Consider the following 23,513-nt stretch of genomic DNA (forward strand, 5'->3'; position numbering starts at 1 on the left):
ACCTGGTCGCCCCGGCCAGGTCGGTCGCCCGTGCCACCGGTCCGGCTCCGCCACCTCGCGCTCCGTCGCCGCCGAGTCCCCCGCCGGCGCGTTGACGGGTTCGTGGTGCGACCTGTTGTCCTCGTACGACCCTTGGCGGCACAGTCGGACCCAGCACAGAGCCCGGAGCCCGTCCGCCTGACCTGTCGAGAGGTTCTCCATGACTGCCAGCCTGTCCCTGCCACGGATCATGCGTGTCGGCCCCGGTGCCGCCGAGGAGTTGGGTGAGGTCATCACCGGGCTGGGGCTCCAGCGCCCGCTTGTCGTGACGGACGGGTTCCTGGCCGGGACGGGTGCGGCCGAGCGCCTGGCGGCGACGCTCACCGCGGCGGGGCTGCACCCGGCCGTGTTCGCCGACACGGTGCCCGACCCCACGACCGACTCCCTGGCTCCCGGCCTGGAGGCGTTGCACGGCCACCGGGCGGACGCGGTGATCGGGTTCGGTGGTGGCAGCCCGATGGACACCGCCAAGGCCCTGGCCCTGCTGGGCGTGCGCGGTGGCGCGATGCGCGACTACAAGGCCCCGAGGGTCAACCACGGGCCGGCCCTGCCGGTGATCGCGGTACCCACCACGGCGGGCAGCGGGTCGGAGGCGACCCAGTTCACGATCATCACCGACAGCGCCACCGACGAGAAGATGCTCTGTATGGGGCCGGCGTTCCTGCCGCTGGCGGCCGTCGTCGACGTGGAGTTGACCGTGTCGATGCCGCCCCGGCTGACCGCCGACACCGGCATCGACGCTCTCACGCACGCGGTCGAGGCGTACGTGAGCCGCAAGGCCAACCCCTTCTCCGACGGCCTCGCGCTCACCGCGATCGCGACCATCGGCCGCCATCTTCGTCGGGTCTACGCGGACGGGGGCGACATCGAGGCCCGCGAGGCCATGATGCTCGCCGCCACCCAGGCGGGCATCGCGTTCTCGAACTCCAGCGTGGCACTGGTGCACGGCATGAGCCGTCCGATCGGCGCGCACTTCCACGTCGCCCACGGCCTCTCCAACGCCATGCTCTTTCCCGCGGTGACCGCCTTCTCCGTGCACGCGGCGCCGGGCCGGTACGCCGACTGTGCCCGCGCGTTGGGCTCCGCGAGCGAGACCGACGGCGACGCGTTGGCCGCCGACAGGCTCGTCGAGGCCCTGCGGGCACTCTGCCGCGACCTGGACGTGCCCACGCCCCACGGCTACGGCATCGACCGGGAGACCTGGGCTGGCCTGACTCCTCTCATGGCCGAGCAGGCCCTTGCCTCCGGCTCCCCCCACAACAACCCCGCCGTGCCCACCGCCGAGGAGATCCAGGACCTGTACGCGCGGATCTACGCCTGATCCGCCCTCGCCCCACCCGTCGCGCGCCTCGGGGTGCGGCATCCGCCCCGCGCGGGTGTCGGCCCGGGGTGGGTCCGGCTCAGGTGTCGTAGGAGCCGTCCCAGGGCGGGAAGAAGCCCAGGCCGTCCGGGTAGAGCTCCGCGCGGACGCCGGTGTCCCCGTCCGCTCCGCCCTCCACCACCAGGCCGAAGAGCACACCCTCGCGCCGGAGCGCGAAGGGGGCTATGGCGATGTCCGCGTACCGCCGGCCGGGCAGGGCCTCCAGCCAGTGGGCCACCACCCGCTCGGCCTCGGCGATCGCCGCGCGCTCGCCGTCCGCCGTGCCGCCGGTGCACGCGATACGCGAGTCCAGGTGCCGGCCGGCCGTGTCGAAGCGGTGCAGCACGGCGAACCAGCGCTTCGCGGCCCGCCAGTCCTCGCCACGCCACCCCTCGGGGAAGGCCGCGGTGACCGAGGCGAGGAACTGGCCGTCGCGCCACCGCCCGATGGTGCTCGTGCGGTGGTCGGGCTCGTGGCTGATGGGAATGACCTCGGGAACGCGCATGGTCGGACCGTATCCGCCCCCTCTGACAACGGGCTGTCGTGGCGGGTCAGCCGGCCGGCGGCCACGGTGCGCGGCGGGAGACCCGACGGGTGACAGGCCGGCCGGTCCGCTCCGGCGCGGCGGCCCGGGCGGTCGGTGGTCAGGGCAACGAGCGTGTCAGCCAGGCCACTTCGCCGTTGGCCTCCATCGACACGTGATCCCGCTCGAAGCCGAGCTTGTCCAGGACGCGGAGTGAGGGCGTGTTCCAGGTGCCGACGGTCGCCCAGAGCCGTTCGCGTCCGGTCTCGGCGGCGGCGGCGAGCACCGCGCGGGCCGCCTCGGTGGCGTAGCCGTGCCCGTGCGTGCGGCGGAGCAGCTCGTACGCGATCTCCGGTTCCTCCACGGTGGTGCGGCCGGTGATCAACCCGCAGTAGCCGATGAAGTCACCCTCGGCGCGGCGGCGGACGGGCAGCAGGGCGATTCCCGTGGTCGCCGTCGTGGTGAGGAAGCCCGCGATGGCGGTGCGGATGCGCTCGACCGGAGGCGTGCCGTCGCCGCGTTCGGCCAGCAGGGCGCAGAACTCGGCCGCGTCCGACTCGACCCAGGGCCGCAGGGTCAGCCGATCGGTCTCCAGGTGGAACGACATCGTCTCGTACGTCGACATGCGCCCCACCCTCCCGCACGGGTCGGCACGAGCCACCACCTGGGGTCCGGGTTCCGCACGTGCGCGCGGGGGGGCGAGGGTCACCTGTCGGCATCAGGGGCTCCCGCCGCCGCCCCCGCGAGCCGCTGGGCGGGCGGACTCAGGCGTGGTCGTAGACGGTGACGGCGATGTCGCGAGCGCTCAGGGTCTCGTTGATGATCGGCTCGACGCGGTCCCACGTGCCGCCGGCCAGGCCGCAGCCGATACGGGGCATGTGAACGGAGGCCTCGTGGGCGACGGCGTGCTCGGCGACGGCGTGCAGGCAGGAGGCGACGGCGTCGTAGCGGATGGGCGGGCCGCCGCTCCCCCTCCTCATGCCGTGCTGCGCGACCATGTTCGCGACCTGGAGGTCGGGGCGGACGCGGACCAGCCGCACCGCTCCGAGCGCGAAGTCGTTGCTCGCCCGCTCGCGGTGCCAGCGGCGGTACTCGCGCTCCGGTTCGGGCCAGTGGCGGGAGATCGCCAGGACGAAGCCCCGGCCCCAGCCGCCGAGGTCGTTGCAGATATGGGCGATGATCTTCGGGCCCTTGGCCTGCGGGTTGGTCGCGTCACCCGGGACGATCCTCAACGGTTTCACCGCGTCATGATCGCCCGATCGGCGGCGCGGGGCAACATCTTTCCGCCGGCCGGTGCCCGGGCCACGGCGCGGCGCGGGCGCCGGCCGGCCGCCCCCGGGTGGTGCGGGGCGGACGGCCGGGAGGGGTCAACCGGCGGGCGGGGTGGGGCGGCGGTGCCGCAGGCGCGCGTTGGCCGCTCCGAGGGCCATGACCAGGGGCACCGTGAGGCCGAGCCACACGGCCGTGCCGACCTCGCCGCCGATGAGGGTGGTGAAGTTGGCCAGGATGAGCCAGACGGCGCCCGCGATGCCGAGCGCGCCCAGCACGGGGGCGATCAGGGTGTTCCACCTGCGGTGGTCCACGCGTCGGCGGCGGAAGAAGACCACGACGGACACCGAGGTCAACAGGTACAGGAGCATCATCGCCAGGACCGCGAGCCCGCTGAACCAGGAGAAGAGGGTGAGCACCGGGTCCGTGGCGGCCACCACGAACGGCGTGAGCAGCGCCAGGGCGATGAGCGTCTGCGCGCGGCCGGCGATCGACGGGGCGCGCCGGCCGTTGAGGCGGGCCAGGGAGCGGGGGAGCTGCCCGTCGCGGCCCAGGGAGTACAGGTAGCGGTTGGCCGAGTTGTGGAACGTGAGGATGCCCGCGAACAGCGAGGTGGCCAGGAGGACGGGCAGCACGTCGCTCACCCAGCCGCCGAACTGGGCGGCGATGGGCACGAAGACGAACCCGTCCGAGTCTCCGGCGGCCAGGGCCTCGCCCGCCGCGTCGGACGCCTGCGACGCGCCGTAGGAGGAGACGAGCATCCACGAGACCAGCGCGAAGAAGACGGTGACGACGACCACCGCGAGGTAGGTGGCCCGGGGTACCGTCTTCGCCGGCTCCCTGGCTTCCTCGCCGTAGATCGCGGTGGCCTCGAAGCCGAGCATGGACGCCAAGGCGAACATGACGGAGACCCCGGGCGCGCCCTGGAGGGCCGCCGAGACGGAGAAGCTGTCGGCCACCCCCAGCCCCTCCGGGCCGCCGCCCTTGAACAGGGTGACCAGCCCGAAGACCAGCAGGACGCCGAACTCGGCGATGACCAGCACCGCCAGGACGCGGGCCCCCGTCTCGATGCCGGCGGCACCCAGCACCCGTACGAGCGCCATGGTGGCCAGCGTGTACGCCCACCACGGCAGGTCGAGCGCGGTGTGCTGGGTGACGAACGCGCCGACGATGGAGCCGTACAGCCCGTACATGGCCGCCTGGAGGACGCAGTAGGCGAACAGGGCGACGGCCGCGCTGCCCCCCGCGACGGTTCGGCCGAGGCCCGCGCCGATGTAGACGGAGAAGGCGCCGGCGTCCACGACGTGCCGCCCCATGGCGACGAACCCGACGGAGAAGAGCAGGATCACGGCGCCGGCCAGCACGTAGGCGGCCGGCGTGCCGGAGCCGTTGCCGATCGCGACCGAGAGGGGGGCCGCGCCCGCGACGCCGGTGAGAGGCGCCTGGGCGGACAGGACGAAGAAGAGGATGCTGAGGACGCCCAGGGCGTTGGGCTTGAGTGTGGTCGCGGTGTGGGGCTCCCGTGGTGCGGTCCGCTCGACGGAAGCGGCGACCGTCTGACTGTCCACACGCATCACCTCCCAGAGACTCGAGAAGTTCGTTTGAGGCCAAACAAGATGCCTCATCGTGCGGGCCAACTATCCATTTGACAAGGGGGTGGGCGCGGAAATCCGAGGCCGCTCGCGGGGAGCGAGCACACGCGCCCCTGTGGACCCCCGGCCGTGCGGGCGACGGGACGGCGCCGTGGGACGCCGGGAACACGGCGAGGGAACGCCGTCGAGTACGGGGGACGGCGTCAGGCGGGGCGAGTGGCGTCGGCCTCCGGAGCGGTCACGAGGCCGCGGGCGCGGGGCCGTTGTGCGGGATCGGGTCGCGGCACGCGGGCCGACGACTGTGTCGCCCGGGGGCCTCCGGGGTGGCTGTCGGCACGCCGGCCCGCCCGGCCCGCGGGGTGACCCGACGCCGGGCCACCGGGCGTCGGGGCCCTGCCGCTACGAACCCAATATCCCTCGCGACACGGCGAATTGGCAGCCTCGGGTGGCGGGTCAGGGTGTGTCGTCGCGGACGCCGAGCGCGTACCAGAGTCGACCGTTCTTCAGGTAGGCCAGGTGGATGTTGTCCTTCTCGCAGACCAGGGAGGGCCAGGCGCCGCCCTCGGCGTCGACCGTCCGGGTGCGCCAGGTGCCGGCCGCGTCGCCGTGCAGCGCGCGGCTGGCCAGCCTCAACTGCCCGTCGCCGTAGGCGACGTACAGCTCCGAGCGCCAGTTCAGCTCGGCGGACGGGGAGACGTGGGACGGGAGCCCGGTGGCCACCACCTCCCGGACGACGGGAGAGGCGAAGGGCCGCAGCCACGCCTTGAGCTCCGCGCTGTCGCCGTCGCCGTACACGACACAGATGTCACCGTCGCCCCGGCCGGCCAGGCAGGCGTGCTGTCCGGCTCGGCCGGCGTCGTCGATGACGCCGTGGGTCCACTCGCCATCGAACCTCTCGGCCAGTTTGAGCTGTCGTCGCCCCAGGTCCTCGCTGGTCTCCAGTTCGTCGAAGTAGGCGATGCGCAGGCCCTCACCGCTGCTGAACGCCAGCGAGTTGTGCAACCCGGTGGTGCGGATCGGCAGGTCGTCGACCACCGTCACATGGCCCCGCCAGGTGCCGTCCACCTTGGTGGCATAGCACAGGGCGTGGGTGGAGTAGGTGTCCCGGAAGGCGATGTGCGGTGTGTCCCGCAGGCTCGGGTCGTGTTTCCCGGGGTGCAGCCGCATCGAGATGTCCGCCACCGACTGCGGGAAGAGGCCGCCCGAGGTGGGCACGTATTCGCGGTTCCACCCTTCGGCGGACCGCACGCTGTACCCCAGGTGGCCGGTGGCGGGGTCACGGTAGGCGATGTGGGCGTTGCCCAGCGAGTCCACCCCGAACGGCACGCGGTTCCACTCGGTTGGGCTGACGGCGCCCGTGTCCGTCACCGTCCAGCCGGTGGGTTCCCGGCGCGCCAGCATGATGGTCCCCACGGGCCGCTGGGCGATGTAGGCGATCTGCGGGACGCCGGCCGGGTCCAGGTCCAGACAGGTGTTCCCGACCAGGCCACCGCCGTCGTCGACCAGGTCACAGGTGAAGTTCTCCGCCATGGCGCCACCGCCTCGGTCGCTCGTCGTCGGCGACCCCCCTCCCAGGCTAGCCCCGCCGAGACCACCCCTCGCGTCGAGGCCCGCCCCGCCCGGGCCGGGTCCCGCCCCGCCCGGCTGGGTGGGCGTGGTCGCCGTGGCGTGCGGCTGGCGGTGCCGGGGGGCGGCGACCGCGCGGGCCGGGTCAGCGCGCCAGGGGGGTGAGCGCCCGCGCCGCGCGGGTGACCTCCTCGTACCAGTTGGCGAACGGCGGTCCGCTCTCGCTCGCCAGGCGTTCGTGGACGTCGGCGCACAGCGCCCGAAACGGTTCGGCGTCCCAGTCGCGTGCCAGGTCGGCCAGGGTGTGGTCGCGCACGGTGCCCAGCGCGTAGCGGCGGGGAAAGCCGTACGTCAGGGGCGTCACCGTCCCGTCGGTCTCGATGACCAGGGGGGTCAGCCAGCTACCGAGCGGCCCCGCGAGGTGGCTCCGGGCGGGGACGAACACCTGCGGCCGTTGCCGCAGCTCTCCCCGGGTGGTGACGTCCACCTGTACGGCCAGGGCGCCGGCGGAACGCACCCGGACCGCTTCCAGCAGGGCGAAGGCCAGCTCCGTGGAGTCCGGCACCGCGCCGGTCAGGCCCTCGGCCGCCTGCCCTTCGGGCTCCAGCGGATGTACCTGGAGCAGGCTTGCTCCGGCGTCCGTGGCGAACCGGGCGACCCAGTCGAGTTCGTGCACGTTGAACTGGGTCAGCGTGAAGACGAACCCGAACGCCATTCCCGACTTCCGCAGCCCGCGCAGCCTGCTCTCCATCCGGGTGAAGCTCCGGGCGTCCCGCCGTATCCGCGCGTGGCTCTCCGGCGTCCCGTCGAGCGAGATGGCGAGCACGTCAACCAGGCCGGCCAGCTCGGCCAGCCGGCGTTCGGTGAGCAGCATGCCGTTCGTGGTCACCGTCGTGCCCATGCCGTGCTCGCGGGCCGTGGCGAGCAGGGCGGCCAGCGGCGGGTAGAGCAGCGGCTCGCCGCCGGAGACGCCGAGCACCCCGTAACCCAGGCGGGCGGCGTCGGCGACGGCCGCCCGCAGCGGTGGCAGGGGCAGCCACTGGTCGACCCGGGGGCCGGAGGAGGAGTAGCAGTGCCGGCAGGAGAGGTTGCAGCGCCGGGTGGGGTGCACCTGGAGGACGGAGCGGGGGCCGGTGAGGCCCGGTGTCACAGGACGCGCCCGACGGACACCTCGACGACGTGGTGGTCGATGGCGGTCAGGCCGCGCGGGAAGACGCCGATGCGGGGCAGGCCGACGGCGCCGGCTCCCTGGATCAGGTCGAGGATGGTGCGCAGCGCGTTGCCGCACCGTTCCGGGTCGCCGTCCGCCTGGAAGACGGCCTGGAACAGGTCCGGGCGGGGCTGGCCCTTCACCAGGACGCTGGACGGCTTGAGTCCCGGCACCTCCGACAGCCGCCGGACGAACTCCTCGGTCACCCCCACGCCGCCGTTGCCCCAGGCATCGATCAACGTCTCGGACCCCCGGTTCTGACCACCCATGGTCGACCTCCACCGTGTGTACGGCTCGCGCCGGGCGGGCGACGAGCACGAAGGGACGGGTACCAGGTCATCCTTGGCGGCCGGGCGTTCCGTGATCAAGCAACCATCGGAGTGATCGTGCGCCGGCACCGGGTCGGGCCGCCCCGGTCCGCCCCGCGCGGCCGGCGCGCCCGAGGCGCGGTGGCGCGTGGCGTGAGCCGATGGGAGGACGCTGGCGTCCCCGGCCACCCGGCGCTGTCCCGGCCTCGTGACGCGCGCGTCAAGAGGCGGCGGGCCCCGCACGGCGATCCCGCAGGTTGTTGCCACGGCCCGCCGCCCGCCGACCCCGGACCGGGAGGCCGCGGGGCGGCACCCCACAGCGGCCCCGGGACAGCACACGCATATCACGCTGGCATGCGCGAGCGCCGCCGGAACCAGGTCTGTCCAGCCGGTTCCGGTACGCCGTCGCGGGCCGCGTCCCGGATTTCGGCCGGCGGCGGGGCGGCCCCGGTGGGGGAACACGCGGCGTGGGACGGGAGGGTGGTACGCGTGCCGCGGACACTCACTTCCCCCCGTGCCGGGGTGTCACGGTCTTTGCAAGCCGCCCGCGCTCCTCGACCATGGGCGGGGACGCCCAACTCACCTGGTGCGACTGAGGACTCCGCTCACGTTCAGGACCTCGTGGCACTCCCGCGCGCGCCTGCCTGTCGCCGGCGTGCCCGGCCGCTCACAGGTCACCTGGGCCGTCACGGTGGCGTTCTCGGTGATCCGAATGGGAGTGACCCAGTGCAGATCGTGGTTGCGGAAGGTCTCCAGGGCGATCGTCGTGATCTTGCGCTGACCGAAGTTGATCGTCAACACCCCTTCGTCGCCCTGGAAGTTGGCGATGACGATGTCGGTGATCTCGAACACCTCCCCCTTCTTCAGCTGGCGCGTGCCGGTCGTGGTCGCGCCCGCCGGGGTCCGTGGGTCGAGCGTGATCGAGTACTGCTGCTCGCCGCTGGCCCGGCCGCCGCCACCGCTCCCGCCTCCGGTGTCGGTGCCCTTCTCGCGGCCGGGCTGGGTGTCCGCGCCACCGGCGCCGGGCCGGGTGTCGGCGCCGCCCGCTCCGGGGCGCTGGTCCGCACCGGGGGGCTGGTCCGTGCCGCCACCGGCCCCCGGTTGTTCCTGGCCGGGGGTGCCGCCGCCGGGAGTCGGCCTCGGGCGCACCACCTCGTTCGCCGCGTCCTGGGCCGCGCTACGTACCGTGGGGCGCACGAGGGCGAACCAGGCCAGGATCAGGGCCAGCAGTGCGGCCAGCACGGCGAGCAGCCACTTGGGGAAGACGGGGATCTGGACGAACTCCACGTCCAGGACCGGGCGCGGGGCGGCCGGGTCCACGGGGTCCGCCGGGTCGCGCCGGTCGTCACCCTCGGCGGTCTCGGCGGTCTCGGTGACGTCCACCGTGAACGGCCAGACCGTGGGGTCGCCGAACCAGATCGGCTTGCCCGTCCGGACCAGCAAGCCCACCTGCGCGGACTCGCCGGGGGACAGCCTCCGTGCCGCCGGCCGGAAGGTGAAACCCAGCTCCTCCCCCGGCTGGCCGGGGGTGAAGCCCAGCCGTACCGGGGTGTTGCCCTCGTTGCGCACGGCCAGCTGGTAGCGCCCGCGCAGCCAGCCCCGGCGGCGGCGCGGGACCAGTTCGGTGCGGGTGCTCCGGAAGGGCGCGAGGCGCACGGTGGTCTCGGGAACCCGTACCGCCTCGGGGTGTTCGGTGGGCAGCACGCGCACGGCCAGCGGGTACGCGCCGGCCCGCACCTCGGGCGAGCGCGGCGGGCTCAGCCGGATCGTCACCGTTTCGGAGGTGCCCGGGTAGAGCGAGACGCGCGCCGGCTCCACGGTGGCCCAGGTCGCACACTCCCCCACGACCTCCAGGGAGTACGCCTCGACGATGTCGCTGTCGTTGCGGACGGTCAGCGTGGTGGACGCGGTGCCGCCGGGCGTCACCGACACCTCGGGGATGTCGGTGCCCGGAACACCTGGGCTGGGGGAGGCTGTTGGAGACGTCACACGGCGACGCTATGACGACGTCCCGGCGGCTTCGAGGGACCCGGGGGCACGTCGCCGGACAGTGGCGGTGCCTCCCGGAGCCCTCCCCGGCTCCCCTTCCCCCACCGTGTCCCACCGCCCGACCACCGCCCCCGAGAACGGCCCGACCGGGCACCCCCACGGCTCCGGCTCCGCGCCGCCCGGCCCCGACCCCCACCCGTACCGTACGCATCATGGAAGAGGTACTGCCGCCATGTCCTCGACCCGGATCGCCAGCCCCGCCCCCACACCCGTCCTCCCGCGCCCAGAGCCCGGTCGGGCGCTCTCGCCCTCCGCCCGCTGGCCGGCCCCCACGACCAGCGCGGAGCGCGTCAGCGTGGCCGTCTACGCACCCGATCCGATCCTGTACGGGGGAACGGTGCAGCAGTTGCGGCAGCGCCCGGAGGTCGACCTGGTCGCCGACGCCGACGTCGACAGCGCGCGCGTGTCCCTGGTGGTGGTGGACACGGTGGACGACGAGGCGTCCGCCCTGCTCAACAGGTTGCGACACAACCCCGCCACCCGTACCGGAATCGTCGTGGGCACCTTCGAGTCGGGAGACGCCCTCCAGCGCACGCTGGACTCCGGGGTCGCGGCGGTCCTGCGGCGGGCCGAAGCCGACCAGGACAGGCTGTTGGGCCTGGTCCTGGCGATAGCCAACGGCGAGGGCGTACTCCCCGGCGACCTGCTGGCCAAGCTCCTCACCCACGTGGGCGGCCTCCAGCGCTCCTCGCTCGACCCCCGGGCCGTGTCCCTGTCGACCCTGACCGCCCGCGAGGCGGAGATGCTGCGCCTGGTCTCCGAGGGGTTGGACACCACGGAGATCGCCCGCAAGACCGCGTACTCCGAACGGACCGTCAAGAACGTGCTGCACGAGGTCATCACGCGCCTCCAGCTGCGCAACCGGGCTCACGCGGTGGGTTACGCGCTCCGCCGGGGGCTGATCTGACCGGCCGGGCCCGTGCCTCCCGGCGAGCGGCCGGCACGCCGCGCGCTGCCCTCGCACACACCGACCTCTTCCCCCGACCGCGTCCCCGGCGCCCTGCCCCGGCGCGCGGGGTGGGGCACAGGCTGGTGAGCGTCCGCGCGATGCCGCACGGGGACTGTGAGGTGGGCTGTGAGGGGCACGGGTGACGGGGGCGGTCGGTGGTGGCGCCGGGGGCGGATCGTCCTGGTGCTGTCGCTGCTGGCGCCCCTGCTCGGGGTGACGACGGCGGCCCGTCCGGCCGCCGAGGAGACCGTGGTGCGCGCCGCCTCGGCGGAGACCCGGGTCGCGTACGCCGGGACCCGGCACCGCAGCCTGGGTCGGGTCGCGTCCGGCACGTCGAGTCCCGCGCTGTTCGGGCCGGGACCGACGCACTTCGACGTCGACCCCGCCGCCCTGGGTGACCGCTTGGTCTTCGTCAGCCGGCGGGACGAGCGGCGGCCCCAGGTCTACCTCCGCTCGCCGGACGGGTCGGTGCGCCGGCTGACCAGCGGGCGGGACGCCGCGCATCCACGGCTGACACCGGACGGGCAGGCCGTCGTCTTCGACTCGGCCGAGCCCGGACGGCCCGGCGGCGCGACCCAGCGTGACCTGTGGCGGGTGGGTGTCGACGGGAGCGCGCTGACGCGGCTCACCGACACCCCGGCGAACGAGGAGTGGCCGACCCTGTCGCCGGACGGGCGGCGGCTGGCGTACACCGGTGACGGGGACCCGCTCGCGGGGCGGCAGGTCCACGTACGGCCGTTGGCGGGTGGCCCGGCCCGGCGCGTCACCGACCCGGCCGACGGCACGGCGAGCGAGCCCGTCTGGAATCCGGTGGACGACGCCGCGAACCGGGAGGTCATCGCCTACACGGCGACCGGCCCGCAGGGCCCCCGGTTGCGCTGGACCCACGGGAACGGCGGCGGGGGCGGGCCGCTGCTGGCCGGCAAGCAGAAGGACTGGCCGACCCACGGGGCAGCGTGGTTGCCCGACGGGAACGACCTGCTGTTCCTCAGCACCACACACACCTGCGACTGCGAGGGTGACTGGGACCACGTCTACCGGGTGACCGAGCATTCCGCCGCGACGCCCGCGCTGGTCCTCAGCGAGGACCGCGAGGTCGGATCGGCCACCTGGCTCGGCCCCCAGGAGGACGGGGGCGCCGTGGTGGACCGCACCTCGGCGGACCGGCGGAACCGGGCGACGCTCCAGGACATCCGCCTGGACGGCGCCGACCCACGCCATCTGGGCCACACCCTCCTCTGGGAGGACCCGACGGCGGACACCGAGACCAGGCCAGGGCGGGACCCGCTGTTCCAACCCGGGGAGGGCTACGACCCGTGGACCGAACGGCAGACCTACACACCCGACGGCCGTCGCATCGCGTTCACCCGGTTCGAGGGCCCGGTCAAGGAGCGGTACCAGCGGATCTGGATCGCCGAGGCCGACGGCACCGGCGAGCGGCTGGTGCCGCTGGCGGGGCGCGGGCCCCGCGACTGGGACACCGATCCGACGTTCTCACCGGACGGCAGGTACCTGGCCTTCACCCGTACGTCCCCGGGCGAGGTGGGTGGCGCGGCCCGGGGGCGGGTCCTGGTCGCGGACGCGGCGACCGGCGAGATCCGCGACCGGATCATCCCGCCCGCCGGGCAGACCCTGGGAGACGCCCAGCCCGCCTGGTCCCCCGACGGCGGCACGCTGGCCTTCACCCGCGACCACGCCGGCTACGGCGCGGAGGGCGGCAAACACGTGTGGACGGTGCCGGTGAACAGCCTGGACCGGCAGCGCGACCTGAGCGCCACCGCCTGTCCCGAGCCCTGCCGGGTCATCGACGACAGCCCCGCGTTCTCCCCGGACGGGGCGACGATCGCCTTCAACCGGAAGCACGGCGGCGACCAGCCCGAGGAGCGCAACGGCCTGCTGCTCGCCGCCGCCTCGGGCGGGGACTGCCGTGTGCTGCTGCCCGCGAGCGCGCGTGACCTGCCCGGCGCCTGCGGCCGGGAGCTGCCTGACACCCGGGACACCGGCCCCTTCCAGCCCCGGGACGCCGCGTGGACGGCCGACGGCGCGCACCTGGTGTTCAGCTCGCGCGCCGCGCTGCCACCCAACAGCCCGGAGAAGCTGCGCGTGGTCAACCTGGACACGGGCGCGGTGACCCCGCTCACCGACGGCCTGCCCGGGCGCCAGAAGGAGCCGACCGTACGGCAGTCGGTGGACCTGGCGGTCCGCGCGCCCGACACGGCCCCGGAGATCGTCGTCGGCCGCTCCGGCACGGTCGTGGTCCAGGTCCTGAACCACGGGCCGGCCGCCTCGCCCGGCACCCGGCTGACCCTCGCACCGCCTGACGGGGTGCGCGTCACGGGCCTGTCCGCACCCGGCCGTGCCTGTCAGGCCGCGAGCCTGACCTGTGATCTGGGTGGGGTGCCGGCCGGCGCCACCGTGCCGGTGACCGTCACCCTGACCGGGGTCACCCCCGGCACGCACCCCGTCGACTGGTCGGTGACCGGCGCCGTCGTCGACCCCCACCCGACCGACAACGCCGACCGCACCCTCGTACCGGTACGCGAGGCCCCGCTCCCCCCCACGCCCACGCCGCCCACACCCACGCCCACCGCCCCGACCCCGACCGCGCCCTCCCCGACGACGGGCCCACCCACCACGAACCCACCCACCCCACAGCCACCCACCACACCGCCACCGCCCAAGCCGTCGCCACCACCACCGCCGCCACCGGCCGAGCCGCCCGCGCCCCGGGCCGGCCCCGGTGTCAGCGTCGCGGTCCAACCCCACCCGGGGTACGTCGGCGGTCGCGTCGTCGTCACCTACACCGTCCGCAACGGCCGCCAGGCCCTGGCCACCGGGCTGCGCCTGCGCCTCGGCCTGCCCAGGGGGGTGCCGAACAACGGGCCGCCCGCCGGCTGTGACGCCACCTGGCGGTGTTCCCTGCCCGACCTGGCGCCCGGCGCGCGCACCGTCCTCCAGGTCGTCCTCAGCCCGCGCGAGGCGCTCACCACCCAGGTCACCGGGGTGCTGACGACCAGCGGCACCGACGCCGACCCCGACGACAACCGGGCCCGGCGGCCCCTGCGCGTCCTCCAGCCGCGCATCGTCGCCGTACCGCCCATCGGCAAACCCGGCTTCGTGACCTCGGTACGCGGCAGGGACTTCCCCCCGGGTGTGCCGGTGCGCTTCCGCTGGCGGCCGGGCATCACCGCGGCGGCGGCCCCCACCGTCCCCAAGGCCGACGGCACGTTCATCGGCCAGCTCCTGATCCTCCACAAGGACCAGACGGGCCCGCGCACCATCACCGCCAGCGGCCCCGGCTTCTCCCCGGTCAGGACCGACTTCCTGGTGGTCAGCGGCTCCATCCAGCCCCGCGACGAGGTGATCCGCCGGTGATCCACGAGGTCGACGAGGCGCTGCGCCGGCTGCTCGACGAGTCCGGGCTCGCGGCGTCGGGCGTCGAGGTCGTCTTCGACGCTCCCACCCGTGACTGGGCGGCGCGCCGCAGCGCCCCGACCGTCTGCGTGTTCCTCTACGACATCCGCGAGGACGGCGCGCGCCGCAGCAGCGGTGGCGGCGAGGAGTACGACGCGGACGGGTTGGTCCTCGCGCACCGCGCGCCCGCGCGCTGGTTCGAGCTGACCTACCTGGTCACGGCCTGGGCCAGCCGCTCACAGGACGAACACCGGCTGCTCGCGCAGGTGTTGGAGACCCTGGTGGCCACGGACGCGCTGCCGCCGAGCCTGCTGACCGGTTCGCTGGCCACGCTGGGGCTCGCCGTGGACCTCGGCCTGGCCGGGACCGGCTCCGACACGCCGGCCGCCTCCGACGTGTGGTCCGCCCTGGGCGGGGAGCTGCGCCCCTCTCTCGAGGTGCGGGTGCTGGCGCCGCTGGCCGGCGCCCGGCGGGCCGCCGCGCCGCCGGTCACCGCGGGCCTCGTGGTACGCCCCGCGCCGGAGCCCGAGGCGGAAGCGGGAGCGGAGGGCGCTCGCCGGCTGCGTTACACCGGGGTCGACGACGCTGCGGCGGAGGGGTTCGGCGCGCCACGGGAGCGGCGGCCCGCTCCCGAGCGTCGCCGCCGACGGCGAGGGGGCCGCCAGCCGTGACGTACACCGTGGAACCGACGTCCCCGCCCGCCGGGGGCAGCGGGTCCTACCTGTGGCGGCGGCTGCGGCTGGTGGAGGAACGGGTGCGCCTGGCCGTGGCCAACCGGCGCGCGGCGGACCCCGATCCGGACGACCCCTACCGGGGCCAGTACCTCGCGCCGGAGGCCGTCGTCCGGGTGCTCGACGAGCCGGCGGACCGGTTCGGCCTGCCGGAGCCGCCCGTGCCCGCCCCGCCGCCCGACTCGGTGCTGGGTCGGCTGGCCCGGGACTTCGACCTGGCGCCGTTGGACGTGGACCTGCTGCTCGTCGCCGTGGCGCCGGACCTGGACGCCCGCTTCGAGCGGCTCTACGGCTACCTCAACGACGACCTCACGCGCCGCCGGCCTACCGTCGGTCTCGCGCTCGAACTGTGCGGGCACGGCGGGATGTCCACCGGCCGCTTCCGGCTCACCCCCGGCGCGCCCCTGCTCGCCGGTGGCCTGCTGGAGGTCGGCGAGCGGGAACGGCCACCGCTGTCGCGACTCGTGACCGTGCCCGACCGGGTCACGGCGCATCTGCTCGGGCACCACGCGCCGGACCCCGCTCTGGTGCCCGTCCTCGGCGAGGACGTCACCGACCGTGCGGCCGACGAGGCGCTGGTGCGGCAGGCCGCCTCGGCGGCCGGCACCGGGTCCGGGCACGTGCACTTGCGGGCCCTGGGCGGTGCCCCCGAGGGCCTGGCGGGCGCGGCGCTGCGCACGGCCGGGCGCGGCGCGCTGGTGCTGGACGCGGCGGCGCTGGCCCAGCGTCCCGACGAGGTGCCCGCGCTGGCGGCGATCGCGACCCGTGAGGCCCGGTTGACCGCTGCCGGGCTGGTGGTGGGGCCGCTGGAGGCGCTGCCGGGCCGGCCGGCCGAGCGGGCCCACGCGCTGCGGACCCTGTGTGCCGCCGCCCGGGGCGTCCCGCTGTTCACCTACGGTTCGCGGGACTGGGACCCGACCTGGGCGGCGGACACGCCGGTGACCCTGACCGTGCCGGCCGCCTCCCCCGAGCAGCGGACGGCGCGCTGGCGGCAGGCGTTGGAGCGGGCCCAGGGCTCCGCGGTGGCGGACGCGGAGGGGCTGGCCCGCTCGGTGGCCGCGCACCGGTTGGACGCGCGGCAGCTCCGCCGGGCCGCCGGCGCGGCCGTGCGCACCGCCGCGCTGGCCGGGCGGCCGGTGCGCCCCGACGATCTACGCGGGGCCGTGCGCGCCCAGAACGGGGCGGGGTTGGCCCGGCTGGCACGCCGGGTGGTGCCCGCCGTGGGCTGGGACGACCTGGTGTTGCCCGCGCGTACCCACCACGCGTTGCGCGAGCTGGCGGTGCGCGCCCGCCACCGCGACCGGGTGCTCGGGCAGTGGGGCATGCGGCCGGGCGGTGGCCGGGGGCACGGTGTGATCGCGCTGTTCGCGGGCCCGTCGGGCACCGGCAAGACGATGTCCGCCGAGGTGGTGGCCGCCGATCTGGGCATGGACCTGTACGTGGTGGACCTGTCCACGGTGGTCGACAAGTACGTCGGGGAGACCGAGAAGAACCTGGAGCGGATCTTCACCGAGGCGTCGGTGGTCAACGCCGTGCTGCTCTTCGACGAGGCCGACGCGATCTTCGGCAAGCGTTCGGAGGTGCGCGGGGCGCACGACCGGCACGCGAACATCGAGTCGGCGTACCTGCTCCAGCGCATGGAGTCCTTCGACGGCATCGCCGTGCTGACGACCAACCTGCGCGCGGGCGTGGACGAGGCGTTCACCCGGCGGCTGGACATCGTGGCGGAGTTCCCGGTGCCCACCACGGCACAGCGCCTGGACCTGTGGGAGCGGTGCCTGGGTGGGCGGCTGCCGCGCGGGGGCGATCTGGACCTGACCTTCTGCGCGGAGCGCTTCGAGCTGTCCGGCGGGTCGATCCGGGCCTGCGCGGTGACCGCCGCGTACCTGTCCGCCGAGGCCGGCACCGCGCTGACGATGCGTCAGGTGATGACGGCCGTCGCCCGGGAGTACCGCAAGCTGGGCCGACTGGTGCTGGAGGGCGAGTTCGGCCCGTATCTGGCACAGGTCCGGCACGGCTGAGCCACCGGGCGTGGCCGTGGGCTGCACGCGGCGCACGGGGGGCGGCGACCGCGCGGGCAGGGTGTCTGCCCCCGGGCAGGGACCCAGGTCCCCTGTCATCGGTGGCGTCGGCGTCAAGGCTGGGTCCGCGACCCAGGACCGCCGAGCGCGAAGGAGCGAGTATGGCGACGTACCTCACCCCGGGTGTGTACGTGGAGGAGGTGCAGTCCGGAGCTCGCCCGATCGAGGGGGTGGGCACCGCCGTCGCCGCGTTCGTCGGCTTCGCCGAGAAGGGCCCCTTCCACGCGCCGACGCTGGTCACCAGCTGGGAGCAGTACAGCCAGCGCTTCGGTGGCTTCACCCGTGGCGCCTATCTGCCGCACGCGGTGTACGGCTACTTCGCCAACGGTGGTGGCGCCGCCTACGTCGTGCGGGTCGGCGGTTCCGACGCGGAGCCGACGACGGCGGCCGGGCCCGGGGCCGCGCGGCCGGCCGGGGAGCCGGCGTCGGTGGAGGTCGGCGGGTTCCTGGTGGCGGCCCGGCCCGGGGTGAGCGGCGTGTCCGTCGAGATCGCCGACCCGGAGGGGGAGAACCGGCCCGAGGACCGCTTCCGGGTGCTGGTCCACCAGGGTGACCAGGTGGTCGAGACGTACGACGCGTCCACCCGCCGCAACGTCAAGGGCTACCTCCTCAACCAGACCCGCGCCTCGCAGCTGATCGAGGTCACCGAACGGCCCGGGGCCAGCCAGAGCCGGCCGGCCTCCCAGACGGTGACGGTCCCGGACGCGCCGGCGGTGGCCTCGCCCGCCGCGCCGGGCGGCGGGGTGGCGCGGCTGGACGCGGGTGAGTACGTGGGTGACTCCCAGGCGCGGACCGGGTTCGCCGGGTTGGAGTCCGTCGACGAGATCACCATGGTCGCGGTGCCGGACCTGATGAGCGCCTTCCAGCGGGGTGACATCGACGCCGAGGGAGTACGCACGGTCCAGCTCGCCGTCATCGCGCACTGCGAGCAGATGGGCGACCGGGTGGCCGTCCTCGACGCGCCGCCCGGCCTGTCCGCCCAGCGGGTGCGCGCCTGGCGCAACGACGAGGCGGGGTACGACTCCCGGTACGCGACGCTCTACTACCCGTGGGTGCGGGTCTTCGACCCGGCCGCCGGGCACAACGCCACCATCCCACCCAGCGGTCACGTCGCCGGCCTGTGGGCCCGTAGCGACGTCGAGCGCGGGGTGCACAAGGCCCCGGCCAACGAGGTGCTGCGGGGCGTGGTGGACCTGGAGTTACGGCTGAGCAAGGGCGAGCAGGACCTGCTCAACCCGATCGGCGTGAACTGCCTGCGCGCCTTCCCCGGGCGTGGCATCCGCGTCTGGGGCGCCCGCACCCTCTCCTCCGACCCGGCCTGGCGCTATCTGAACGTGCGCCGCCTCTTCAACTACCTGGAGGAGTCGATCCTGTTGGGCACCCAGTGGGTGGTCTTCGAGCCCAACGACGACCGACTGTGGTCGAGCATCCGCCGTAACATCACCGCCTTCCTCACCGAGGAGTGGCGCCGGGGCGCGCTGTTCGGGCGTACGGCCGCGGAGGCCTTCTACGTCAAGTGCGACCGTGACAACAACCCACGGGAGTCCATCGACCAGGGGCGCGTGGTCTGCGAGATCGGCGTGTCCCCGGTCAAGCCGGCCGAGTTCGTGGTCTTCCGGCTGGCCCAGTTCTCCGACAGCACCAGCCTCGTCGACGAGTGAACAGGAAGAGGTGACACACGGTCATGGCAGAGGGCGACGCGCTTTCCACCCATGTCTTCGGCGTGCAGCTCGGCGGATACCTGGTCGAATCGATCCAGGAGATCAGCGGGCTGTCCGTCGAGGAGGAGGTCGTCGAGGTCCGGCAGGTCAGCGCCGAGGGCAAACAGATCATCCGCAAGCAGCCGGGCGCCCGCCAGGCCGGGGAGATCACCATCACCCGGGGGCTCGACAAGAGCAGCGAGTTCACCACGTGGATCAAGGAGACCCTGAACAACGGGGCCGTCGACACCGCGCGGCAGAACCTGACCATCGAGATCAAGGACTCCACCGGCGAGACCGTGCGACGCATCCAGCTCATGCAGGGCTGGGCGTCCAAGTGGGAGGGCCCCTCGCTGAAGGCGGGCGAGTCCTCCGCGGCCACGGAGACGGTGACCATCGTGTTCGAGGAGATCGTCGTCGAATGAGGCGCCGTACGGTCACGGCGGGCAACCTGGAGGAGATCCTCCAGGCCACGGCGCCCGCGACGCACCCGGGTGAGGCCACACCGCAGCCTCCGACCGCCACCGACCCGACCGCCGGCCAGGGCCCTTGGCCGCACCCGGAGTTCGCGTTCGAGCTGCCGCGCGGCTACGTGGACGAGGCGGGGACGCTGCACCGGCACGGGGCGATGCGGCTGGCCACGGCCCGCGACGAGCTCCGGCCACAGATCGACCTGCGGGTCAAGGAGAACCCGGCGTATCTGAGCGTGGTGCTGCTCAGCCAGGTGATCACGCGGATCGGTTCGATCACCGACGTCCACGCCGGGATCGTGGAGCGGATGTACGCCACCGACATCGCGTTCCTCCAGGACTTCTACCGGCGCGTCAACAGCGAGGGACACACCCGGGCGGCGGTCACCTGCCCCCACTGCGAAGGCGGCTTCGAGGTCGATCTCTCGGGTGGGCGCCTGGGGGAATCGTGACGTACGCCCTCCCCCGGCTGCGGGAGGAGATCGCGTACATCGCCTACCACTTCCACTGGCCGCGCGCGGAGATCCTCGACCTGCCCCACGGCGAGCGACAGCAGTGGGTGGCCGAGATCGCCCATATCAACACCCGTGCGAACGAAGGTGGTTGAGCGCATGGCATGGCGGGACAGATGGCGGCGGCGCGCGGCCGGGTCAGGTGGTCGCCTCGGCCGGGCCACGCGGGCGGGCCGGGCGGCCACCGTGGAGCGCGAGGTCCCCCCGGCGCCGGCGTTCGGCGTACCCGACCGCTGGGACGGCGGGTGGCGGCGCACGGCACCGCCGCCGCTCACCCTCGCCCGCGCCCCGTTGGCCGTCAGCGACGGCCTCGTCTTCCGCTCGCGGCTGGCGGCGTGGCGCAACCCGCTGTTCGACACGGGCCTCGCCCACACCCTCACCCCCCTGGCACCGGCAGGCCTCGTGCGCGGCGTCATCCGCCCGACCACGACACCGCCCGCCACCAGCGCAGGCGGCCCGCTGCTGCTGCGGGTCACACCGCCACTCCACGAGGCCGCCCAGGGCGGGCCCACCGAGGACGCGGACGACCGTGGCCCGTCGGTGCCGCCCACGGTCCGCCGGCGCGGCGCGCCAGGCGGCCGACCCGAGTCGGGTGGCGGCCGGACCCCGCGCACCACGCGGACCACCAGCGCGCCGAACGCCACCGCACCCGGCACCGCGCGTGCCGCCCCACGCCGCCCGGCCCCCGCCGACCGCCTACCTCACCCGAGCACGCCCGACGCCGCCCCACCCCACTCCGGCACCGGCGGCCGCTCCGGCTCCAACCCTGGCCCAGGCCCGGGCTCCGGCCCCGGCGCCGGCTCAGCGCAAGGGGCGTCGGGAGGCGCGATCACGCCCGTCGTGTCGGCTGACGGCCCGCGCGCACGGGACGTGCCCCGCTCGCGGGGGGTCGGTCCGGTCGTGTCGCGCGCGACGGCACGCGACGGCGGCGCCGGCACGGGTTCCCCCGCGGCCGTCGGACCGGCCGGGCCGCGCACCGGACCACCCCAGCGCCCGGCCGAGGCACCGACGACCGAGGCCACCCGGTCCGTCCCCTCACACCCGGACCTCGCGGACACTCCCCGCACGCCCCCGCCCGCACCGAACGCGGAGACCACCCGGTCCGCACCCCCACACCCGGCCACCGCCGACACACCCCGGCCCACGCGTCCGGCCCCTTCGAGCCCCGTGACGCGGAGCGGGAGTTCGGTATCCACCGGCAGCGAGTCGGCCGGTGGTCGTGGCGAGCCGGTCGGGCCGGTCGGTACGTCGCCGGAGCGTGGCCTGGTCTCCGAGCGGCCCGCGCCCACGCGCACCCCGTTCACGCCGGGCCTCGTCCAACGGGCCGCGCTCGACGCCGCGTCGCCCCCGCCCACCGGGCCCGCCGCCCGACCCGCTCTCCCGCGCCTGCCGCTGGTCCGGCGCATCGCCGTGGTGGCGGACTCCGCGCCCCGGGCCGCTCGCGGCGCGGGGCCCGACGCGCACACGGCGAGGCCCACCGCCGCCACCGGACGCCCCGGAACCGAGGCCGCCGAACCCACCTCGGCCAGGCCCGCCGCCATCGGGCCCACCCCGGCCGGGCCCACCGCCACCGCCGGGCCCAGCGCCACCGGGCCCCGCCGCGCCGGGGCGCGGTCGGCCGGCGACCCCGACGTGGCGCCGACCGCCCCGGACCCGGGCCGGGCCGGTGCGCGCGGCGCGCACCCCACGGGGGGCGCCTCCGACGCCGCGCGACCGACGGTGCGCGCGCGCCCGCTGGGTCGCCCGCTGATCGTCGCCCGGACACCGACGCGTACGAGGTGGCGCCTACACCCCGTACGGCCCACCGTCCCGCCGGACCCGGCCGCGCCGCGACGCCAGGCCACCCGGCCAGACCCTCCCGGCGGGCCGGACAGCCCCTCGGGAACCGCCCCGGGGCTCGGCGAACCGGGTCGGGAGGTTCCGCTGTCGGCCGCCCGCGCACCAATCGGCGCCCCGCTGGCCGGTCTGCCCCCCACGGCGGTCCCGCTGGGCAGGGACGCCCCCCACACGCACACCCACTCGCCGTCGCCCGGCGCCCCGCCCGTGGTGCGACCCCGGCAGACAGGCGCCGCACCGCCGGTCTCACCCTCCCACCCGGCAGCCGTCCCGGAGGCCACGCGGCCGGTGATGCGGTCACCCTCCACGGAGGCCGGCGCCGGCCCGACGTCCGACCGGGCCGAGTCGCCTGGGCCGGGCCCGGGGAACACCCGCGCCTCCGGCGTCGGGACACCCACTCCCCCCACCCCAGGAGCCGACCCCGGGCCCCCGCGCGCACCCGAGGCCCCCCACCCGCGCACCGGACTGGGCGCGCCGCTGACCGCCATGCCGGCCAGCGCCGCGTGGCTGCCGCCGACGCGCGGCGCCACACGCGAAGGCACACCCACCTCCCTTACGGGTACGTCGCCTTCGCCAACACACCCACCACATCCCACGTCGTCGGTCGGCGCCCCGCGCCCGGGGGCATCGGGCGTCGCGTCGGGGCCCGCGCCGCCGCTGGGAGCGGCGGGGGCACGCGGTGCGCGCGCGGCCTCGCCCGACGTCTCGGAGGCCCGGAGGGCGACCTTCTCCCCCACGCCCGTTCAACGCGTCGTGGCGCCAGCGTCCCCGGCGCCGTCCAGCCGGCTGTCGGGGGCCGGAGCCGACGCGCCCACGGGGGACGGCGCGCCACGGGGCGACCGGGTGCGTGCCGTGCCGTCACCGGACGCGCGCGGTGGCGACCGCGTGCCGCTGGTCGTGGCGCGGTCGGTGGACGGCGGTGTCCGGGCGGGACGGGACGCGGCCGGCCGCCCGGCACCGCGTGGCGTCCCGCTGCTGAGCGCCCGCCCGCTGGTGCCCGGCATCCGCCCCACGCCCCCCGCGACCAGCCCGCCCCCCCGCGCCACCCGCCCCGTGGTGCGGCCCCGTTGGCCGCGCCCCGCCACACCCGGGGCGGCACGCGAGCCGGGCGCGGGTTCGCCCCCGCACATCGGACCGTACGGAGCGTCCGCCACTCCGGCAGGGGGCGCCACTCCGGCAGGGGGCACCCTCCAGCGCGTGCCCGCCGCCCCACCCGGCACCGGCACCCCCAACGCCCCGCCCCGCTCCTTGTCGAACGTCGTGTCCGACGCCGACCGGATCGTCCGCCCCCACACCCCCGCGATCCGGCCCGCGTCGCCGCTGGCGGCCGACGCCCCTACGGCGTGGAGACCGCTCCCGGTGGCGGCACCCCGTATCGAGCCCGTCGGCCCCGGAGGCGCGCCGGCCACGCCGGCGAGCGCCGCGCCACGCGCCGCGGGCGGGCCTGGCGTGCTCGCCCGACGCCCGGCGCCGCCGGCGGTGCCCGTCGCCGGGCCGCCACCGCGCGCCGCCCCGGTCGTCCAACGCGCCCCGGACGGCGCGCCGGGCGTCACCCCGGACACCGCGCCCGACGGCCCGACGAGCGGTCCCGGTCCGGTCGGGCCGCCGGCGGTCGGCTGGGAGGCGACCTCGGAACGGGGCGCCGCCGCGCGGGAGAAGCCGGCCCAACCTCCCGGAACCGACCTGGACGACCTGGCCCGACGCCTGGTGGACCCGCTCTCGCGGCTGCTGCGTACCGAGTTGCGGCGAGGCCGGGAACGGGCGGGCCGGCCCTTCGACGGGCGGCGCTGAGGGGGTGACCGGATCGGAACCCGGTCGCGCGGCGCCTCGTAGCCGGGGGCCTACGCGCGCGGGAGGGAAGCGGACACCAACGGACGGAAGCGGAACGGACGACGGGACCCGAC

Annotated in this window: 18 protein-coding genes; 10 read left to right on the plus strand and 8 right to left on the minus strand. The window is 75.4% G+C overall.

Going from position 1 to position 23,513, the window contains the following annotated elements; all coding sequences use genetic code 11:
• Window positions 1-199 precede the first annotated feature (199 nt).
• Window positions 200-1,360: an iron-containing alcohol dehydrogenase gene (locus tag ACFVFR_RS08715; RefSeq protein WP_383698979.1), complete on the plus strand. Its 1,161-nt coding sequence runs from the start codon at window positions 200-202 to the stop codon at window positions 1,358-1,360.
• Window positions 1,361-1,439: 79 nt separating this feature from the next.
• Here the strand turns inward: ACFVFR_RS08715 and ACFVFR_RS08720 are convergent, their stop codons facing one another.
• The 8 genes from ACFVFR_RS08720 to ACFVFR_RS08755 all read right to left on the minus strand — a co-directional run bounded on the left by ACFVFR_RS08720 (window position 1,440) and on the right by ACFVFR_RS08755 (window position 9,856).
• Entirely contained in the window at window positions 1,440-1,904 is a 465-nt protein-coding gene (locus ACFVFR_RS08720; protein WP_383698980.1) for a hypothetical protein, read from the minus strand.
• A 139-nt stretch (window positions 1,905-2,043) separates the two neighbouring features.
• Window positions 2,044-2,547, minus strand: coding sequence for a GNAT family N-acetyltransferase (locus tag ACFVFR_RS08725; RefSeq protein ID WP_383698981.1), 504 nt, complete (start codon window positions 2,545-2,547; stop codon window positions 2,044-2,046).
• 139 nt (window positions 2,548-2,686) lie between these two features.
• Window positions 2,687-3,163, minus strand: a complete 477-nt coding sequence (locus ACFVFR_RS08730) for a macro domain-containing protein (RefSeq protein ID WP_383698982.1) — start codon at window positions 3,161-3,163, stop codon at window positions 2,687-2,689.
• Between the two features lie 126 nt (window positions 3,164-3,289).
• Entirely contained in the window at window positions 3,290-4,759 is a 1,470-nt protein-coding gene (locus ACFVFR_RS08735; RefSeq protein ID WP_383698983.1) for an APC family permease, read from the minus strand.
• 477 nt (window positions 4,760-5,236) lie between these two features.
• Entirely contained in the window at window positions 5,237-6,313 is a 1,077-nt protein-coding gene (locus ACFVFR_RS08740) for a hypothetical protein (protein WP_383698984.1), read from the minus strand.
• 181 nt (window positions 6,314-6,494) lie between these two features.
• Window positions 6,495-7,499: a radical SAM protein gene (locus ACFVFR_RS08745; RefSeq protein ID WP_383698985.1), complete on the minus strand. Its 1,005-nt coding sequence runs from the start codon at window positions 7,497-7,499 to the stop codon at window positions 6,495-6,497.
• Window positions 7,496-7,828, minus strand: a complete 333-nt coding sequence (locus ACFVFR_RS08750) for a hypothetical protein (protein WP_383698986.1) — start codon at window positions 7,826-7,828, stop codon at window positions 7,496-7,498. Before ACFVFR_RS08750 ends, ACFVFR_RS08745 begins: the two co-directional genes overlap by 4 nt.
• 618 nt (window positions 7,829-8,446) lie before the next feature.
• Window positions 8,447-9,856: a hydrolytic protein gene (locus ACFVFR_RS08755; protein ID WP_383698987.1), complete on the minus strand. Its 1,410-nt coding sequence runs from the start codon at window positions 9,854-9,856 to the stop codon at window positions 8,447-8,449.
• Window positions 9,857-10,088: 232 nt separating this feature from the next.
• Between ACFVFR_RS08755 and ACFVFR_RS08760 the strand changes: the two genes are divergently transcribed.
• The 9 genes from ACFVFR_RS08760 (at window position 10,089) to ACFVFR_RS08800 (ending at window position 23,400) form a co-directional block, all read left to right on the plus strand.
• Window positions 10,089-10,823 (plus strand): LuxR C-terminal-related transcriptional regulator, encoded by a 735-nt coding sequence (locus ACFVFR_RS08760; protein ID WP_383698988.1) that lies wholly within the window; start codon window positions 10,089-10,091, stop codon window positions 10,821-10,823.
• A gap of 168 nt (window positions 10,824-10,991) precedes the next feature.
• Window positions 10,992-14,240 (plus strand): hypothetical protein, encoded by a 3,249-nt coding sequence (locus tag ACFVFR_RS08765; protein ID WP_383698989.1) that lies wholly within the window; start codon window positions 10,992-10,994, stop codon window positions 14,238-14,240.
• On the plus strand, window positions 14,237-14,950 hold the full coding sequence (locus tag ACFVFR_RS08770) for a DUF4255 domain-containing protein (protein WP_383698990.1): 714 nt from the start codon (window positions 14,237-14,239) through the stop codon (window positions 14,948-14,950). Before ACFVFR_RS08765 ends, ACFVFR_RS08770 begins: the two co-directional genes overlap by 4 nt.
• Window positions 14,947-17,031: an AAA family ATPase gene (locus ACFVFR_RS08775; protein ID WP_383698991.1), complete on the plus strand. Its 2,085-nt coding sequence runs from the start codon at window positions 14,947-14,949 to the stop codon at window positions 17,029-17,031. Before ACFVFR_RS08770 ends, ACFVFR_RS08775 begins: the two co-directional genes overlap by 4 nt.
• 161 nt (window positions 17,032-17,192) lie before the next feature.
• Complete coding sequence (locus ACFVFR_RS08780) at window positions 17,193-18,752, plus strand: phage tail sheath family protein (protein WP_383698992.1); 1,560 nt, start codon at window positions 17,193-17,195, stop codon at window positions 18,750-18,752.
• 23 nt (window positions 18,753-18,775) lie between these two features.
• A complete protein-coding gene (locus ACFVFR_RS08785) occupies window positions 18,776-19,216 on the plus strand; it encodes a phage tail protein (protein WP_383698993.1) in 441 nt (146 codons plus the stop codon).
• Window positions 19,213-19,713 carry a hypothetical protein gene (locus tag ACFVFR_RS08790; RefSeq protein WP_383698994.1) on the plus strand — a complete coding sequence of 167 codons (501 nt, stop codon included), beginning with the start codon at window positions 19,213-19,215 and terminating at the stop codon, window positions 19,711-19,713. Before ACFVFR_RS08785 ends, ACFVFR_RS08790 begins: the two co-directional genes overlap by 4 nt.
• Window positions 19,710-19,868 (plus strand): DUF6760 family protein, encoded by a 159-nt coding sequence (locus tag ACFVFR_RS08795; RefSeq protein WP_383698995.1) that lies wholly within the window; start codon window positions 19,710-19,712, stop codon window positions 19,866-19,868. The genes ACFVFR_RS08790 and ACFVFR_RS08795 overlap by 4 nt, the downstream gene beginning before the upstream one ends.
• Window positions 19,869-22,806: 2,938 nt before the next feature.
• Window positions 22,807-23,400 carry a hypothetical protein gene (locus ACFVFR_RS08800; RefSeq protein ID WP_383698996.1) on the plus strand — a complete coding sequence of 198 codons (594 nt, stop codon included), beginning with the start codon at window positions 22,807-22,809 and terminating at the stop codon, window positions 23,398-23,400.
• The last annotated feature ends 113 nt before the right edge of the window (window positions 23,401-23,513 follow it).

The sequence above is a fragment of the Streptomyces sp. NPDC057702 genome, assembly GCF_042799315.1.
In the GTDB taxonomy this organism is placed as follows: Bacteria; Actinomycetota; Actinomycetes; order Streptomycetales; family Streptomycetaceae; genus Streptomyces.